General features: G+C 60.4%; 14 protein-coding genes. 8 read left to right on the top strand and 6 right to left on the bottom strand.

Translation table 11 applies throughout. The features are described 5' to 3' along the window. Positions 1–132 precede the first annotated feature (132 nt). Complete coding sequence (gene algB, locus PI739_RS07095) at positions 133–1,479, top strand: sigma-54-dependent response regulator transcription factor AlgB (RefSeq protein ID WP_003367401.1); 1,347 nt, start codon at positions 133–135, stop codon at positions 1,477–1,479. 10 nt (positions 1,480–1,489) lie between these two features. Then, positions 1,490–3,277 (top strand): KinB sensor domain-containing domain, encoded by a 1,788-nt coding sequence (locus PI739_RS07100; protein ID WP_003367399.1) that lies wholly within the window; start codon positions 1,490–1,492, stop codon positions 3,275–3,277. A 53-nt stretch (positions 3,278–3,330) separates the two neighbouring features. Here the strand turns inward: PI739_RS07100 and PI739_RS07105 are convergent, their stop codons facing one another. From PI739_RS07105 to PI739_RS07120, 4 genes are all read right to left on the bottom strand, one after another. Then, entirely contained in the window at positions 3,331–4,110 is a 780-nt protein-coding gene (locus PI739_RS07105) for an N-acetylmuramoyl-L-alanine amidase (protein ID WP_054081224.1), read from the bottom strand. Positions 4,111–4,205: 95 nt separating this feature from the next. Continuing rightward, positions 4,206–6,278: a GGDEF domain-containing protein gene (locus PI739_RS07110; protein ID WP_003432224.1), complete on the bottom strand. Its 2,073-nt coding sequence runs from the start codon at positions 6,276–6,278 to the stop codon at positions 4,206–4,208. Next, positions 6,275–7,150 carry an endonuclease/exonuclease/phosphatase family protein gene (locus PI739_RS07115; RefSeq protein ID WP_003367393.1) on the bottom strand — a complete coding sequence of 292 codons (876 nt, stop codon included), beginning with the start codon at positions 7,148–7,150 and terminating at the stop codon, positions 6,275–6,277. The genes PI739_RS07110 and PI739_RS07115 overlap by 4 nt, the downstream gene beginning before the upstream one ends. Before the next feature lie 9 nt (positions 7,151–7,159). Beyond that, positions 7,160–7,804: a thiol:disulfide interchange protein DsbA/DsbL gene (locus PI739_RS07120; protein ID WP_003432225.1), complete on the bottom strand. Its 645-nt coding sequence runs from the start codon at positions 7,802–7,804 to the stop codon at positions 7,160–7,162. Between the two features lie 294 nt (positions 7,805–8,098). Here PI739_RS07120 and yihA point away from each other — a divergent pair, with 294 nt between their 5' ends. After that, the gene (gene yihA / locus PI739_RS07125) at positions 8,099–8,734 is read left to right on the top strand and encodes a ribosome biogenesis GTP-binding protein YihA/YsxC (protein WP_003341625.1); all 636 of its coding nucleotides are present in this window, start codon (positions 8,099–8,101) and stop codon (positions 8,732–8,734) included. A gap of 241 nt (positions 8,735–8,975) precedes the next feature. On the opposite strand, the gene polA is transcribed toward yihA, so the two are convergent. Beyond that, a complete protein-coding gene (polA, locus tag PI739_RS07130) occupies positions 8,976–11,741 on the bottom strand; it encodes a DNA polymerase I (protein WP_058416125.1) in 2,766 nt (921 codons plus the stop codon). Between the two features lie 74 nt (positions 11,742–11,815). On the opposite strand from polA, the gene PI739_RS07135 reads away from it, so the two are divergent. Continuing rightward, entirely contained in the window at positions 11,816–12,103 is a 288-nt protein-coding gene (locus tag PI739_RS07135; protein ID WP_271351604.1) for a DUF2782 domain-containing protein, read from the top strand. A gap of 36 nt (positions 12,104–12,139) precedes the next feature. Continuing rightward, on the top strand, positions 12,140–13,090 hold the full coding sequence (locus tag PI739_RS07140; protein ID WP_271351605.1) for a homoserine kinase: 951 nt from the start codon (positions 12,140–12,142) through the stop codon (positions 13,088–13,090). A gap of 249 nt (positions 13,091–13,339) precedes the next feature. Here PI739_RS07140 and znuA read toward each other — a convergent pair whose 3' ends face one another. Beyond that, entirely contained in the window at positions 13,340–14,281 is a 942-nt protein-coding gene (gene znuA / locus PI739_RS07145) for a zinc ABC transporter substrate-binding protein ZnuA (protein ID WP_072365153.1), read from the bottom strand. A gap of 67 nt (positions 14,282–14,348) precedes the next feature. Here znuA and PI739_RS07150 point away from each other — a divergent pair, with 67 nt between their 5' ends. From PI739_RS07150 to znuB, 3 genes are read left to right on the top strand one after another with little or no spacing between them, the layout of a single operon-like run. After that, positions 14,349–14,831 carry a Fur family transcriptional regulator gene (locus PI739_RS07150; protein WP_003425978.1) on the top strand — a complete coding sequence of 161 codons (483 nt, stop codon included), beginning with the start codon at positions 14,349–14,351 and terminating at the stop codon, positions 14,829–14,831. Further along, the gene (znuC, locus tag PI739_RS07155; protein ID WP_003367380.1) at positions 14,831–15,619 is read left to right on the top strand and encodes a zinc ABC transporter ATP-binding protein ZnuC; all 789 of its coding nucleotides are present in this window, start codon (positions 14,831–14,833) and stop codon (positions 15,617–15,619) included. The genes PI739_RS07150 and znuC overlap by 1 nt, the downstream gene beginning before the upstream one ends. Then, positions 15,612–16,400, top strand: coding sequence for a zinc ABC transporter permease subunit ZnuB (gene znuB / locus PI739_RS07160; protein ID WP_003432227.1), 789 nt, complete (start codon positions 15,612–15,614; stop codon positions 16,398–16,400). The genes znuC and znuB overlap by 8 nt, the downstream gene beginning before the upstream one ends. Positions 16,401–16,430: the final 30 nt, after the last annotated feature.

The raw sequence follows: 16,430 nt of genomic DNA on the forward strand, positions 1-16,430 counted from the left end.
TTAATCAGGCTGTTCGCCATTAGCTGATCAGAAAGCTACCATGCATGCCGAAGAATCAATCAGAATTGACCATGCAACTTGCCCGATGATTCCGAGACTAACTGAGACAATTCATTAAGGAGCGTAGGAAAAATGGAAGCAGCCACTGAGAATCAGGGCCGTATTCTGCTTGTGGACGATGAGTCCGCCATCCTCCGCACTTTCCGGTACTGTCTGGAAGACGAAGGCTACAGTGTCGCCACTGCCAACAGCGCTGCCCAGGCCGACACGCTCATGCAGCGTCAAGTATTCGATCTGTGCTTTCTCGATTTGCGTCTGGGCGAAGACAACGGCCTGGACGTGCTGGCGCAGATGCGGATTCAGGCGCCGTGGATGCGTGTGGTGATCGTGACTGCCCATTCGGCGGTGGATACCGCTGTCGATGCCATTCAGGCGGGCGCAGCCGACTACCTGGTCAAGCCGTGCAGTCCTGACCAGTTGCGTCTTGCAACGGCCAAGCAGCTTGAAGTCAGGCAACTGTCTGCCCGTCTCGAAGCACTGGAAGGCGAGGTTCGCAAGCCCAAGGATGGTCTGGATTCCCACAGCCCTTCGATGATGGCGATACTGGAAACGGCCCGCCAGGTTGCCGTGACCGATGCCAACATCCTGATTCTGGGCGAATCGGGTACCGGTAAGGGCGAGCTGGCCAGGGCGATTCATGGCTGGAGCAAACGGGCCAAGAAGTCCTGCGTCACCATCAACTGCCCGTCGCTGACCGCAGAACTGATGGAAAGCGAACTGTTCGGCCACAGTCGTGGCGCCTTTACCGGTGCCAGCGAAAGCACGCTGGGCCGCGTCAATCAGGCCGATGGCGGCACCCTGTTCCTCGACGAAATCGGTGACTTCCCGCTGACGCTGCAGCCCAAATTGCTGCGCTTCATTCAGGACAAGGAATACGAGCGCGTCGGTGACCCGGTGACCCGCCGTGCCGACGTGCGCATCCTGGCGGCCACCAACCTCAACCTTGAAGACATGGTGCGCAGCGGGCGTTTCCGTGAGGATCTGCTGTACCGCCTGAACGTGATCACCCTGAATCTGCCGGCCCTGCGTGAGCGCAGCGAAGACATTCTGACCCTCGCGGACCGCTTTCTGGCGCGTTTCGTCAAGGAATACGCGCGTCCGGCCCGAGGCTTCAGCGAAGAGGCCCGTGCCGCGCTGCTCAATTACCGATGGCCAGGCAACATTCGTGAGCTGCGCAACGTGATTGAGCGTGCCAGCATCATCTGTCCACAGGATCGCGTAGAGGTCAGTCATCTAGGCATGGCTGAGCAACCGACCAACAATGCACCACGTGTGGGCGCGGCCTTGAGTCTGGACGAGCTTGAAAAGGCACACATCGGGGCCGTACTGGCAACCAGTGAAACCCTTGATCAGGCCGCCAAGACGCTGGGTATCGATGCTTCGACGCTTTACCGCAAACGAAAACAGTACAACCTATGAAATACCTCAAATGAAGCTGGCCATGAAGTTGCGCACTCGCCTCTTCCTGAGTATCTCGGCGCTTATCACGGTCGCGTTGCTCGGGCTGCTGCTGGGGCTCGTCAGTGTCATGCAGATGGCCCGTACTCAGGAATCACTGATTCAGCATAACTTCGCCATCCTCGATCTGGGTTTGAAGTTGCGCCAGAACATGGGTGATCAACTGGCGTTGATGACCGGTGCCAATCGCAATGAGGCTGAGCTGGACAGAATCCAGCAGCAGTTCGAAGAACTGCTGGAGGAAGGGTCGGCGCAGGACACCCAGCAAAATGTGCGTAACGGTTTTGAGAAGACCCGGGGCGATTATCAGCGATTCATTGCCACCTGGAAGCAATATGGCGATGATCCGCGAGGCATGCGGGGCAACCCGCAACTGAGCGAGAGTTTCGACGCTCTGCGCAACGGTCTGCTGAGTGTGCATCGCAAGGCACTGGAGAACATCAGCACCGCCGAGATCAATTCCAGGGACCGTGCATTGTGGATCGCCGGCTTGTTGGGGCTGGTCGGGCTGGCGGTGCTGTGCATCGGCTTTGTGACCGCGCACGGCATCGCCCGCCGTTTCGGTGCACCGATCGAGGCGCTGGCCAAGGCTGCCGATCGCATTGGGGAAGGTGATTACGAGGTCACGCTGCCCATTTCCTCGGCCGCAGAAATGAACCTGCTGACCCGGCGCTTCGGCATCATGGCCGAAGCCCTGCGTCAGCATCAGGCGACCAACGTCGATGAGCTTCTGGCGGGCCAGCAGCGCCTGCAAGCGGTCCTCGACAGTATCGACGACGGCCTGTTGATGATCGATCGCCAGGGGCACCTGGAGCACCTGAACCCTGTTGCGCAGCGCCAGCTCGGATGGGACGAGAGTCGCCTTGGGCAAAGTCTCGGCGAGGCATTGAGCCGTCCAGAACTGGATGAGCAACTGCATCTGGTGCTGCGGGGCGGAACGCTGGAGCGCGCGCCGGAAGATCTGGCCATCGAAATCGACGGCGAGTCTCGATTGCTGACCTACAGCATGACACCGGTCAGTCACACCAAGGGCCACATCCTGGGTGCTGTGATGGTGCTGCACGACGTGACCGAACAGCGTGCTTTCGAGCGGGTACGCAGCGAGTTCGTCCTGCGCGCCTCGCATGAGTTGCGCACGCCGGTCACGGGTATGCACATGGCGTTCGGCCTTCTTCAGGAGCGTCTGCATTTCGCTCCCGAGTCCCGTGAGGCCGATCTGCTCAATACAGTCACCGAAGAGATGCAGCGCCTCATGCAGCTCATCAACGACCTGCTGAATTTCTCGCGTTACCAGAACGGTCTGCAGAAGCTGAAACTTGCACCTTGCTCCGTCGAGACCTTGCTGCAGGAAGCCAAGGCGCGCTTCGAGGATCAGGCCCAGGAGCAGGATATTGTGCTGATGCTGGATATGCAGGAGCCCATGCCGCGTCTGCATGCCGATCAGTCTCAACTGGAGCGGGTGCTGGATAATCTGCTGGACAATGCATTGCGTCACACGCCGCCGAACGGCCTGATCCGCCTGCAGGCCAGGCGTCACGGCGAGCGGGCGATCATCAGTGTCGAGGACAACGGTGAAGGCATTGCCTACGGACAGCAGGGGCGGATCTTCGAACCCTTCGTCCAGGTGGGTCGCAAGAAAGGCGGCGCCGGGCTCGGGCTGGCGCTTTGCAAGGAGATCGTCCAACTGCACGGCGGACGAATGGGCGTGTACTCAAGGCCAGGGCAGGGCACGCAGTTCTATATGGCTTTACCGCTCTGAGGGCTTGATCGCCAGGCCCTCATCGGCTGACTGAGCGCCAGCCCCCATGCGCTTCAATTCGAGTGATTGAGCACCTGCAGGATGGCCGCGCTCTGTGCGTCGGGCTCGCCGTCGAAGCGTGCCGGGCGATAGTGCATCTGAAACGCGGCCAGTACCTGGCGCGTAGCGACGTCCAGCTCACCGGTTTGCGGAGTGCTGTAGCCCAGGCGTGCCAATTGCTGCTGGAACCAGGTGATGCTCGGCAGGTTGGCTGCCAGCAATGCCTGACGCTGGGCAACCTGGCGTTCGTCCGGCCAGTTCCCCAGACCTTCGGCAGCGAGGCGTTTCCACGGGAACAGCGGCCCCGGGTCCTGCTTGCGCAACGGGGCGATGTCGCTGTGACCGATGATGTGTTTGGGGTCGATCCTGTTACGTTTGACGATGTCCTTGAGCAGGACAATGATCGACTGGGTCTGCGCTTCGGTGTACGGATACCACAGGCGACCTGTCGGCGTTTCCTTGAAGCCCGGGTTGACGATCTCGATGCCGATCGAACTGGAGTTGAGCCAGGTGCGGCCTTCCCACTCGCTTTCGCCGGCATGCCAGGCACGCGCGTTTTCATCGACCAGCTTGTAGATGGTGGCCTTGCTGTCGTCACCGATCAGGTAGTGGGCGCTGACCTCGCCATGGGTCAGTAATTGCAGCGAGCGTTCCAGCGACGCCGAGGTGTAGTGCATCACCACATACTGGGCTCGGCCATCGAAATTTACCGAGGGGTGGCTGGTGTCCAGCCTGGGGCCGCTGGCGCAGGCAGTGAGGATGAGCATGATAAAGGCGGAGAAATACAGCTTCATGAGGTCGGCAGCGTCGGCAGGAAATGAAACATCATAACAAAATGTGTACAAATAGCATGGGCCGCCGACTATTTGTTCAGGTCAAAATGTTTCAGTCAGCCTTGTTCGATGCGGTTCCGGCCGTTCTCCTTGGCTTTGTAAAGCGCCTGGTCGGCACGTTTGATAGCGGTGTCGCTCCGTTCTCCGGGGCGAAAAGCCGTCAGGCCAATGGACACGGTGATGGTGACTCGCTCACCCTTGAAGTGGAAGGGGCATGACTCTACGGCGGCGCGCAGTTCGTCGAGCAGCGTCAGCCCCGTGGCAGGAGGTGTTGCAGGCAGCAGCATGACAAATTCTTCGCCGCCAAAGCGTGCGAGGAAGTCGTTGGCGCGCAGGCGTTTGCTGAACACATTGGCGACAATCTTCAATACCTTGTCGCCAGCCAGATGCCCGTAACCATCGTTGATGCGTTTGAAATGGTCCAGGTCCAGAATGCAGACCAACAGACTGTTTTTTTCTTCCTGCCACCGGGCCATCTCTTGTTCGAGGCGCTCGCCCCAGGCTGCTCGATTGGGCAGTCCGGTGAGCGGGTCGATCAGGGCCTTTTGACGCTGTTCTTCCAGGTGAGTCCTGAAACCCAGGGCTTCCTGTTCCATACTCGCGACGCGGGCTGCCAGACCTTGCAGTCGCGAGGCCACTTCGCGCTCGCGTGCATCGCGCTTGAGCTGGTAGTGATCCATGGTGCCGAGCAGGGCTTCAAGCCGATTGTCGAGCACCCGCTTGAGGCTGGGCAGATCGGAGGCGTCCTGAACACTGCTTTGCAGACCGCCCACTTGTTCGCGCAACTGGTCGTTGAGGTCGCGCGCGGTGGACTGATCCTCGGCGTGATCTTCACTGGCCGCCTGCAAGTGGCTCTGAAACGATTCGAGCCGTTCATTGAGCTGCTTGAGGTAGGTGCCGAACTCCTGTTGACCGCCGTTGTTGATCGCCAGCATCAGCACCGCCATATCGTCGAGGATCGGCAGCAATTCGTACCAGTTAAGCCCATGTTTCAAGCGTAACTGCATATCCTCAACCTGCGGGCGAAAGTGCTCGGAGAGGGTCAGGTCGTCCAGCAGGCCCAGCAGGGTTTGTTCAATATGCGCAGCCACCGAGCTGTAGCTGGGCTCGGGTGATGAGGGTAGAGCGTAGCCTTCTTCGCCTTCTGCCGTCTCGGGCTGCTGCTCGGCCTCTGCGTCGGGTTCTTCAACTGTCGCGTCGATTGGCGCGGGCCGTTGTTGATAGGGCACTGACGGAACAGGCGCCAGGAGATCCGCGAAATCGATGGGTTCGACAGTGACAGGTGCAGGTTCGGCGAAGGACTCTGCCGGTGCTGGAGCAATATCCGCAGCCGTGACCGATGGTGCAGGTTCTTCAGGCGTTGCAGCGGCGGGTGTCACGACGGCAGGCGTATCGGTTTCCGGGACAGGCGTGGGCGGTGTGCTGTCTGTGGCCGCGGTTGCTACGGTGGCAGGTGAGTCATCGGCCTCGGCTTCGCCATGAGCGATGTCTGCCGGGGCGTGAGTGCTTGCTGCCTGCGGCTCTGCATCGGGCTCATGCGTGTCCGGTGCCGAGGTGGGGTCTTCGGGGTGAGCAGCCTCGGGATGAGTATCGTTGCCTTGGCCTTCGCGCGAACCGAACAGGCGTTGCAGCAATCCCTGGCGCGGACCTTCCTCGGGTTTTTCAACCTGCGTCAGGGCCTGGCCCTGCAAATTGCTCAACTCGCCGAGCAGCAAGGGCAGCTCACGGGCTTGTGAGGCACGCTCTTCAAGCTCCTTGGCAAAGCGCTTGAGTGGCTTGCGTACGTCGCGTGGCAGCGGCAATGACTGCAGTTGCGCAACCAGTGCGGTCAGTGCCGAGCTGATTTGCGCGGCCCGTACTTCGCGGCGTTGTTCAGAGTCCAGTACGGCCTTTTCGAGGCGCGGGATCAGGGCTGCCAGGCCCGCGTCCATATCATCCTTGCGGACAATTTCGCGCATCTCCTTCATGCATTCGTCGACGGCGCGGTCAGAGCCCTCTGCCGCCAGACTGCTGCGTACCAGACCGCGTCGCAACAAATCGAGCCGCGCATCCCAGCGCTTTTCGAGCTTGTCCTGTTGCTCGATCCCTTTAAGGTATTTCTCTTTCCAACGCTCCGCGTCGTCGCTCATGCAAGGCTTCCACCAGAGGGCACAGGCAGTGAGTCCCCACGCAGTGAGTCAGGCAGGCGAATCTCGACAGCGACAGGCAGATGATCGGAAATGGGCTGTGCCAGCACCTGCACACGTTCGAGCGTCAGGGTCGGGCTGAGCAAAATGTGATCGAGGCAACGTTGTGGTCGCCAACTGGGGAAGGTTGCTTCTATCTGCGGAGCCAAAAGCCCCAGGTCCCGTAGCGGCGAGTGTTCCAGCAGGTCGTTGGCATGGGTGTTCATGTCGCCCATCAGCACCTGATGGCGGTAACCGCCGATCAGTTCGCGAATGTAGGCGAGCTGCCGGGTTCGGGTTCGGGTCCCCAGCGCCAGGTGCATCATGACCACGACCAGGGCATCTTCGCCCTCGCCGAAGCGCACGAGAATTGCGCCGCGCCCGGCAGGACCCGGCAGCGGATGATCCTCGATCTTGGTCGGGCGCAGACGGCTCAACACACCATTGCTGTGCTGCGCCAGGCGCCCGAGGTTGCGATTGAGTTGTTGATACCAGTACGGAAAACCACCCAGCTGGGCAAGGTGCTCGACCTGGTTGATAAAGCCGGAGCGCATGCTGCCGCCGTCGACTTCCTGCAGTGCCACCAGATCGAATTCATTGATCAGATCGCCGATCTTCTGCAGGTTGCCAGCTCGACCGCCATGCGGCAGCAAATGCTGCCAGCTGCGCGTCAGGTAATGATGGTAGCGCTGGGTACTGATACCCACCTGGATATTGAAACTGAGCAAACGCAGCCTGCCGTCTTCCGGCAAGCCGTTTTGCAGCAGATGATGTTCGTTGACCTGCGGATCATGCAGGCCAACGATACGGGTACTGCCTTTGCCCCAGCGGCGCATGATGTGCGCTTACTTGGCGGCTGTGCTAGCCGCTCGCTCTTTGGCAATCAGTTGATCGGCAACTTCCAGGGTCTTTTCCGGACCACCGGCAGAACCCAGGTCAAAGCGGTACTTGCCATTGACGATCATGGTCGGAACGCCAGTCACTTCGTACTTCTTGGCCAGTTCCTTGTACTGGGCGATCTTGCCCTTGACTGCGAAAGAGTCGAACGTTTTCAGGAAGTCTTCCTTGTTCACGCCCTGTGTGGCGACGAAGTCAGCCATGTCATTCTTGTCGGTCAGACGCTTGCCGCCTTTCTGGATGGCTTCGAATACGGCGGCGTGAACCTTGTGCTCGACGCCCATGGTGTCGAGGGTGATGAACAGCTGGCCGTGTGCATCCCACGGGCCGCCGAACATGGCAGGGATGCGTACGAACTTGACGTCGGACGGCAGTTTTTCAATCCACGGATTGATCGTTGGCTCGAACGCGTAGCAGTGCGGGCAGCCATACCAGAACAGCTCGACGACTTCGATCTTGCCTGGCTCGGCAACAGGCACAGCGCTCGCCAGCTCGACGTATTGCTTGCCTGCCTCGATGGGCGTGGCGGCCTGGGCGGACATACCGAACAGACTGGCGGCAACCAGAGCGGCGCTGATGATCAGATTACGCATGCTTTACTCCTGAGCAGATTGAATCGCCTTCAAGCGACGGTGGTTTCGACCGGACGCGAAAGCCTGAGTTCGTTAGTGTAACGCTGAGGTTGTAAAAATGGGCGACCGCGGACGGCCTTTTTGCATAAGGAGTGAAGCAGGTCATGTCTGAATGTTCCAGCACACCGGTCAGAGCGGCGCGATACGGTGTGAGTGTGGGCCGGGGGACAGGTGTGTCATTATATGCGCACGCATCCAAACGAAACCGACACCTCTTGCCGCACCCCTTGCAGGCAGGTCTTCACCGGAAATCACATGCAACTCAAAAACCCCATTCTCGGTCTGTGCCAACAGGCCACGTTCATGCTCAGCGCCGCCAAGGTCGACCAATGCCCCGACGACGAAGGTTTTGAGGTCGCATTTGCCGGTCGCTCCAACGCGGGCAAATCGAGTGCGCTGAACACCCTGACCCACGCCAGCCTGGCGCGCACATCCAAGACCCCGGGGCGTACCCAGTTGCTGAATTTTTTCGGCCTGGACGAAGATCGCCGTCTGGTCGACCTGCCCGGTTACGGCTACGCCAAAGTGCCCATCCCGCTCAAACTGCACTGGCAGCGTCACCTGGAAGCCTACCTGGGCAGCCGCGAAAGCCTGAAGGGTCTGATCCTGATGATGGATATCCGTCATCCAATGACCGACTTCGACGTGCTGATGCTGGACTGGGCCATCGCCAGCAACATGCCGATGCACATTCTGTTGACCAAGGCCGACAAGCTGACCTACGGCGCGGCCAAGAACACACTGCTCAAGGTTCAGGCCGAGATTCGCAAAGGCTGGGGCGATGCAGTGAGCATCCAGTTGTTCTCGGCCCCCAAGCGCATGGGGCTGGAAGAGGCTTACACCGTGCTGGCCGACTGGATGGAACTGGAAGACAAGGCGCCTGCGGAGTAAATCGCAGGCAAAAAAGACCCCGGACTTCGCATGGGGAGGGGGAAGTTCCGGGGCTTAAGGTCCAGACCTTAGGGTGGGATCTGGATAACTGCCAACACTTAACACAACTAGGAGCACGATCGATTTTTCAACCAATCGACACGTCTGACTCCTGTCCAAACGGTTAAGTTCCAGCAGTGAAGAAAAGTTCACATTTCCTACAATATTTGACGAACCTGCGCACAGGTTCGCCTCTTCAGGCTCAGTGAGCCTCGTCCCAATTGTTGCCAACCCCCACTTCCACCAGCAACGGCACGGCCAGTTCCGCTGCGCCGCTCATGTGTGGACGGATCTGTTCACTGATCTGATCGACCAGGTCCTCGCGCACTTCAAGCACCAGTTCGTCGTGAACCTGCAGGATGACCCGAGCATCCAGACCGGACTCGTCCAGCCAGCCATTCACCGCCACCATGGCTTTCTTGATGATGTCCGCAGCGGTGCCCTGCATCGGCGCGTTGATCGCCATGCGTTCCGCGCCTTTGCGCAGGGACTGGTTTTTGGCGTTGATGTCCGGCAGGTACAGGCGGCGGCCGAAGATGGTTTCGACAAAACCTTGCTCGGCAGCCTGGGCGCGGGTGCGCTCCATGTAGTTCAGCACGCCAGGGTAGCGGGCGAAGTAGCGGTCGACATACGCCTGTGACTGCTTGCGATCGACGCCAATCTGCTTGGCCAGGCCGAACGCGCTCATGCCATAGATCAGGCCGAAGTTGATCGCCTTGGCGCTGCGACGCATGTCAGTGGTGACGTTTTCCAACTCGACGCCAAACACCTCCGCAGCCGTCGCGCGGTGAACGTCCAGGTCATTGCGGAATGCGTGCAGCAAGCCTTCGTCCTGGGCCAGATGCGCCATGATCCGCAGTTCGATCTGCGAATAGTCGGCGGCCAGCAGCTTGTAGCCCTTCGGAGCCACGAACGCCTGACGGATGCGCCGGCCTTCAGCAGTACGAATCGGGATGTTCTGCAGGTTCGGATCGCTGGAGGACAAACGCCCGGTGACCGCCACCGCCTGATGATAGGAGGTGTGAATACGCCCGGTACGCGGGTTGATCTGCTCCGGCAGGCGGTCGGTGTAGGTGCTCTTGAGCTTGCTCATCGAGCGGTATTGCATCAGCACCTTGGGCAGCGGGAAATCCTGCTCCGCGAGTTCGGCAAGCACGGCCTCGGCAGTCGATGCCTGACCGGTGGCGGTCTTGCTGAGAACCGGCATACCAAGTTTTTCGTAGAGAATCACGCCCAGTTGCTTGGGCGAGCCGAGGTTGAACTCTTCGCCGGCAATGGCGAAGGCCTCGCGTTCCAGCGCGGTCATCTTGTCGCCCAGTTCGACGCTCTGGATGCCCAGCAGGTTGGCATCGACCAGCGCGCCCTGGCGCTCGATACGTGCCAGCACAGGCACCAGCGGCATCTCGATATCGTTCAATACCGGCTGCAGGGTCGGAATCGCGGCCAGCCGTGCGTCGAAGACTTCATGCAGGCGTAGGGTCAGGTCCGCTTCTTCGGCGGCGTAATTGCCCGCCTGCTCCAGGGCAATCTGGTCAAAGCTCAGTTGTTTGGCGCCTTTGCCGGCAATCTCCTGGAAATTGATCGGCGTGTGCGTCAGGTACTTGGCCACCAGGCTGTCGCGGTCGTGGCGGGTGGCGGTGGAGTCCAGTACATAGGATTCCAGAATGGTGTCGAAGCGCACGCCCTGCAGGTCGATGCCTTGAGCCTGATCGCCGTCGATCGCGCAATTGGCAAGCAGGTTGATGGCGAACTTGGCGTGCTGGCCGACCTTGATTTTTTCCGGGTCTTCCAGCAACGGCTTGAGCGCCTTGAGCACGGTGTCGCGGTCCAGCTGCTGCGGCACGCCCATGTATGAATGGGTCAGCGGAATGTAAGCGGCTTCGTGGGTCTGAATGGCGAAGGACAGGCCGACCAGTTGCGCACGCTGGGCATCGGTGCCGTTGCTCTGGGTGACGAAGGCAAACAGTGGCGCGGCCTGCAGCTTCTTCAGCCAGGCATCGAATTGGCTCTGTTCAAGAATGACTTCATAAGCCGCTTCTCTGGCCTCAACGGTCGGCTCTTCGACGGTCAGCTCCTGGCCGGCACGTTTGGCGTCGCGTTGCAGGTCTTCGATCCAGCTCTTGAATTCCAGCTCGGCGTACAGCTCCATCAACGTGTCGCGGTCGGGCTCGCCGCAATGCAATTGATCCAGTTCGATGTCCAGCGGGACGTCGATCTTGATGGTCGCCAGTTCGTAAGACAGAAAGGCCATCTCACGATGTTCTTCGAGTTTGGCGGCCAGGGTCTTGGCGCCACGGATCGGCAGGGAGGCGACCTTGTCGAGGTTCTCGTAAAGCTCCTTGATGCCACCGCCAATGCCGACCAGCAAACCGACCGCGGTCTTCTCGCCAACGCCGGGCACGCCGGGAATGTTGTCGACCTTGTCGCCCATCAGGGCCAGGTAATCGATGATGTGCTCCGGACCGACGCCGAATTTCTCTTTCACGCCCGCGACATCCAGCACGCTGCCGGTCATGGTGTTGACCAGAGTGATATGGCCGTCGACCAGTTGCGCCATGTCCTTGTCGCCGGTGGAAATCACCACTGGACGATCGGCCGCCGCGCTGCTGCGTGCCAGCGTGCCGATCACGTCATCGGCTTCGACGCCTTCGACGCACAGAAACGGGTAGCCCATGCCTTTGACGCAGGCATGCAGCAGGTCGACCTGCACACGCAGATCGTCCGGCATGCTCGGCCGGTTGGCTTTGTAGTCGTTGTACAGCGCATCACGGAACGTCCCGCCCTTGGCGTCGAACACCACCGCGAGCGGGCTTTCCGGATACTGGCGCCGCAGGCTTTTGAGCATGTTGAGCACGCCCTTGACGGCACCGGTCGGCAATCCTTTGGAGGTGGCCAGTGGTGGCAGTGCGTGGAAGGCGCGGTAGAGGTAAGAGGAACCGTCTACCAGGACGAGTGGCGCTTGGGTCATGAGCAGAATCAACCTTTTCGGCGGGGTCGGCGCTAGAATGCGCGAACCATTGACGACAAAGGGACAAGGTTATCATGTGCAAGGTAAATCGACTGATATTGACCGGACTGTTGGCCTTTTGCCCTTTGTTCGCTATTGCAGCAGAAAATCCACCTTCAGCGGCGCCGGACGTTACTATTCGCACCGACGGTGACAGAACCATTCAGGAATATCGCCAGAACGGCTTTCTGTATGCGGTTAAAATCACCCCGAAACACGGCAAACCCTATTTTCTGGTGCGCGCCGATGGTACAAGCCCCAATTTCATTCGTTCGGACCAACCGGACATGCTGATCCCGCAGTGGGAAATATTCAGCTGGTAGCACCCTACATTCACTTCAATCGTTGGCAGTCCTGATATGTCCGTTTTTACCCCCCTGGCTCGGCCCGAGCTGGAAACATTTCTCGCCCCTTACGGGCTCGGCCGTCTGCTTGACTATCAGGGCATCGCTGCCGGTAGTGAAAATACCAATTACTTCATCAGCCTGGAGCAGGGCGAGTTCGTGCTGACGCTGGTCGAGCGCGGCCCGGTTCAGGAGATGCCGTTCTTCATCGAACTGCTCGACGTGCTGCATGAAGCCGATCTGCCGGTGCCTTATGCGCTGCGCACCACCGATGGTCAGGCGCTGCGCGAACTGGCAGACAAACCGGCGCTTTTGCAGCCGCGTCTGCCGGGCAAGCACATCAGCGAGCCGAACACCCAGCATTGCGTGCAGATTGGCGAGTTGCTGGCCAACCTGCATCTGGCGACCCGTGGGCAGATCGTCGAGCGCAAGACTGATCGCGGCCTGGACTGGATGTTGAGCGAGGGGCGCAATTTTCTGTCGCACCTGGGCGAGACCCAGCGGGCGCTGCTTGAAAACAGCCTTCAGGAGATCGAGGCGTTCAAACCACAGATCATGGCGCTGCCGCGTGCCAATCTGCATGCCGACCTGTTTCGTGACAACGTACTGTTCGAAGGGACGCACCTGACCGGGTTGATCGATTTCTACAATGCCTGTTCGGGGCCGATGCTGTATGACCTGGCGATTGCTCTCAACGATTGGTGTTCCCGCGAAAACGGTCAGCTCGATGCTGTCCGCTCCCGTGCCTTGCTGGGTGCCTATGCGGGCTTGCGACCGTTCACGGCGGCTGAGTCGAAGCTCTGGGCGACCATGTTGCGTATCGCTTGCGTGCGTTTCTGGCTGTCACGTTTGATCGCCGCCGAAACCTTCGCCGGTCAGGACGTGCTGATTCATGACCCTGCGGAGTTCGAGCGCCGCCTGGCCGAGCGCCAGGAAGCGCACATTGCGTTGCCGTTTGCGCTCTGAGACCAGACCTGTCTCCGCGCGTCTGAACCCGTCGGAGGGTTGACTCTCGTTCCCATGCTCCGCGTGGGAATGCAGTGCGTGAGGCTCCGCGTCGCAAGAGGACGCGAAGCGTCCAGACCGGCATGCCCACGCGGAGCATGGGCACGATAGTGTTATCCCTGACGACTATCGTTCCTCACGCTCCAGCGTGGGAATGCAGTTCGTGACGCTCTGCGTCACACAGCAGTGCTGCGATGTGGGCGGTGGCAGTCAGAGACTGCTCAGGCAACCTGCCAAATCATCCGCCAGCTTTTGCAGGACTTGCTCGTAACCCTGCGCGGTGGCCGGGGTGTAGCCGCCCAGTCCATCCAGTTCGGCCAGTTTGACCGGCAGGCCGGCGCTCAGGGTTTCGGCCAGGCGCGGGCGCAGGGGTGGTTCGCTGAATACGCAGGTCTTGCCGGCAGCTTTCAGGCGTTCGCGCATGGCGGCGACGTGCTGGGCGCCGGGCTGGATCTCGGCGGCGATGGCGAATACCCCGGCATGCTTGAGCCCATAAGCCTCTTCGAAATAATCGAAGGCCTCGTGGAACACGAAGTAGGGCTTGCCTGCCACTGCGCTGACACGCTGCTTGATACGGCCGTCCAGCGTATCGAGGCGTTTGCTGAAGGCCTCGGCGTTGCTGGCGTAGCGTGCTGCATTGGAAGGGTCGGCAGCGCTCAGGTCAGTGGCCATTTTTGCGGCGATCACCCGCGCGTTGACGGTCGACAGCCACAGGTGCGAATCGAGACTGCCGGGCCGGTGGTCGTGGTCATGTTCGTCTGCGTCGTTGTCGTGATCATGCTCGTGGTCATCATGCGAGGCATTGTCTTCGCCAAAGTGACGCAAGTGCATGCCCGGCAGCGTCTGCACGGCAACTGCAGGCAGTTTGCGGCCCTGAAGGACGCGCGGCAGGAAGGTTTCCATGTCCGGGCCGATCCAGTAGAGCAACTCGACTTCCTGTACGCGCCGTACGTCGGATGGGCGCAGCGCATAGTTATGCGGTGATGCACCCGGTGGCAGAAGCACTTCCGGTGTCCCGACGCCATCCTGCACAGCCGCTGCAATCAGTTGCAGAGGCTTGATGCTGGTCAGCACTCGGACTTCGGCCTGAGCAGGGGCGATGATCAGCAGGCTGACCCAGAAAACAGCAGCAAGATTTAAAAGACGGCGCACTCGAATCACTCATATCAGCCAGGAACGGGTAACATAATAACGTCTCTAGCCAATATCGTCGCTGCTCATGCCCAATACTCCCCTGGCCAGTCGCCCCCATGACCACTCTCACTGCGTGCATTCGGCCCTGGCCGAAGCCGATGCGCTGTGCGCCAAACAGGGTCTGCGCCTGACCACCTTGCGCCGTCGCGTGCTGGAACTGGTCTGGCAAAGCCACAAGCCGCTGGGTGCCTACGACATCCTTGCAGTGCTGAGTGATGAAGACGGTCGCCGTGCGGCCCCGCCAACCGTTTACCGTGCGCTGGATTTCCTCCTGGAAAACGGGCTGGTGCACCGTATTGCCTCGCTCAATGCCTTCACGGGCTGCAACCACCCCACCCACGCGCATCAGGGACAATTCCTGATTTGCCGCCTGTGTCATGCGGCAATCGAGCTGCAGCACCCGGCCATCAGCAATGCCGTGGTCGATGCCGCCGCAGGCGTCGGCTTCGCGGTCGAAGGCCAGACGGTCGAGATCGTCGGCGTGTGCGCTGGCTGCAAGGCCGCTTGATGTCGGATGCATTGATACGTCTGGACAAGGTCGCCGTTACGCTTTCCGGGCAAAACGTGCTGGATGACATCCAGTTGAGCGTCAAACCCGGCGAGATCGTCACTTTGATCGGCCCCAACGGTGCAGGCAAGACCACGCTGGTGCGTGCGGTGCTCGGACTGCTCAAGCCCGACGCCGGTAGCGTCTGGCGCAAGCCGAGGCTGCGTGTCGGCTACATGCCGCAAAAGCTGCATGTGGACCAGACGCTGCCGCTGTCGGTGCTGCGTTTCCTGCGTCTGGTGCCCGGTGTGGATCGCACGGCCGCAGCGTCGGCGCTGGAAGAAGTCGGCGCCGGGAAAGTCATCGACAGCCCGATTCAAGGCATTTCCGGTGGCGAGATGCAGCGTGTTCTGCTGGCGCGCGCGTTGTTGCGCAAGCCTGAGTTGCTGGTCCTCGACGAACCGGTGCAGGGTGTCGACGTGGCCGGACAGGCCGAGCTGTACAGCCTTATTACCCGGCTGCGCGACCGCCACCAGTGCGGCGTGTTGATGGTTTCCCATGATCTGCATCTGGTCATGAGCACCACCGATCAGGTGGTGTGTCTGAACCGTCACGTCTGCTGCTCCGGGCATCCCGAGCAGGTCAGCCATGACCCCGCCTTTGTCGAGCTGTTCGGCAACAATGCGCAGAGCCTGGCGATTTATCACCACCATCACGACCACGCCCATGATCTGCATGGCGCGGTGGTGAATGACGCTGCGTCCCTCCCTCATACTCATGTTCACGGAGACAGCTGCAAGCATGGCTGATTTTCTACTGTATGCCTTGCTCGCAGGCGTTGCGCTGGCCGTGGTTGCTGGCCCGCTGGGATCATTCGTGGTCTGGCGGCGCATGGCTTATTTCGGCGACACACTGTCCCACGCCGCGCTGCTCGGCGTCGCGTTGGGCTTCCTGCTGGATATCAGCCCGACCATCGCGGTGACGTTCGGCTGCCTGCTGCTGGCGGTGTTGCTGGTCACGTTGCAACAGCGCCAACCGCTGGCCTCGGACACGCTGTTGGGGATTCTGGCACCAAGCACCTTGTCGCTGGGGCTGGTGGTGCTCAGTTTCATGCACGAAGTGCGCATCGACCTGATGGCCTACCTGTTCGGCGATCTGCTGGCTATCAGCCCGGCTGATCTGGGCTGGATTCTGGGCGGCAGCACGTTGGTTTTGGTGCTGATCGTCGCGCTGTGGCGCCCGCTGCTGGCAATGACCGTGCACGAAGAACTGGCGCGGGTCGAGGGCCTGCCGGTTGCTACACTGCGCATGACCTTGATGCTGCTGATCGCCGTGGTGATCGCGGTGGCGATGAAAATCGTCGGTGTTCTGCTGATTACCTCGCTGTTGATCATCCCGGCGGCTGCGGCACAGCGTCACGCCCGTTCGCCGGAGCAAATGGCGCTGGGCGCAAGCCTGTTGGGCGTGATAGCCGTGTGTGCCGGGCTATCATTGTCGTGGTTCAAGGACACCCCTGCCGGACCGTCTATAGTGGTTTGCGCTGCAGCGTTGTTCTTGCTCAGCTTTGTTCTACCCAGGCGAGCGGTGTAGACTTGCTCGTTTTTTGCGCAAACTAGAGAA

The sequence above is a fragment of the Pseudomonas cerasi genome, from assembly GCF_027983475.1.
GTDB classification, from domain to species: domain Bacteria; phylum Pseudomonadota; class Gammaproteobacteria; order Pseudomonadales; family Pseudomonadaceae; genus Aquipseudomonas; species Aquipseudomonas cerasi.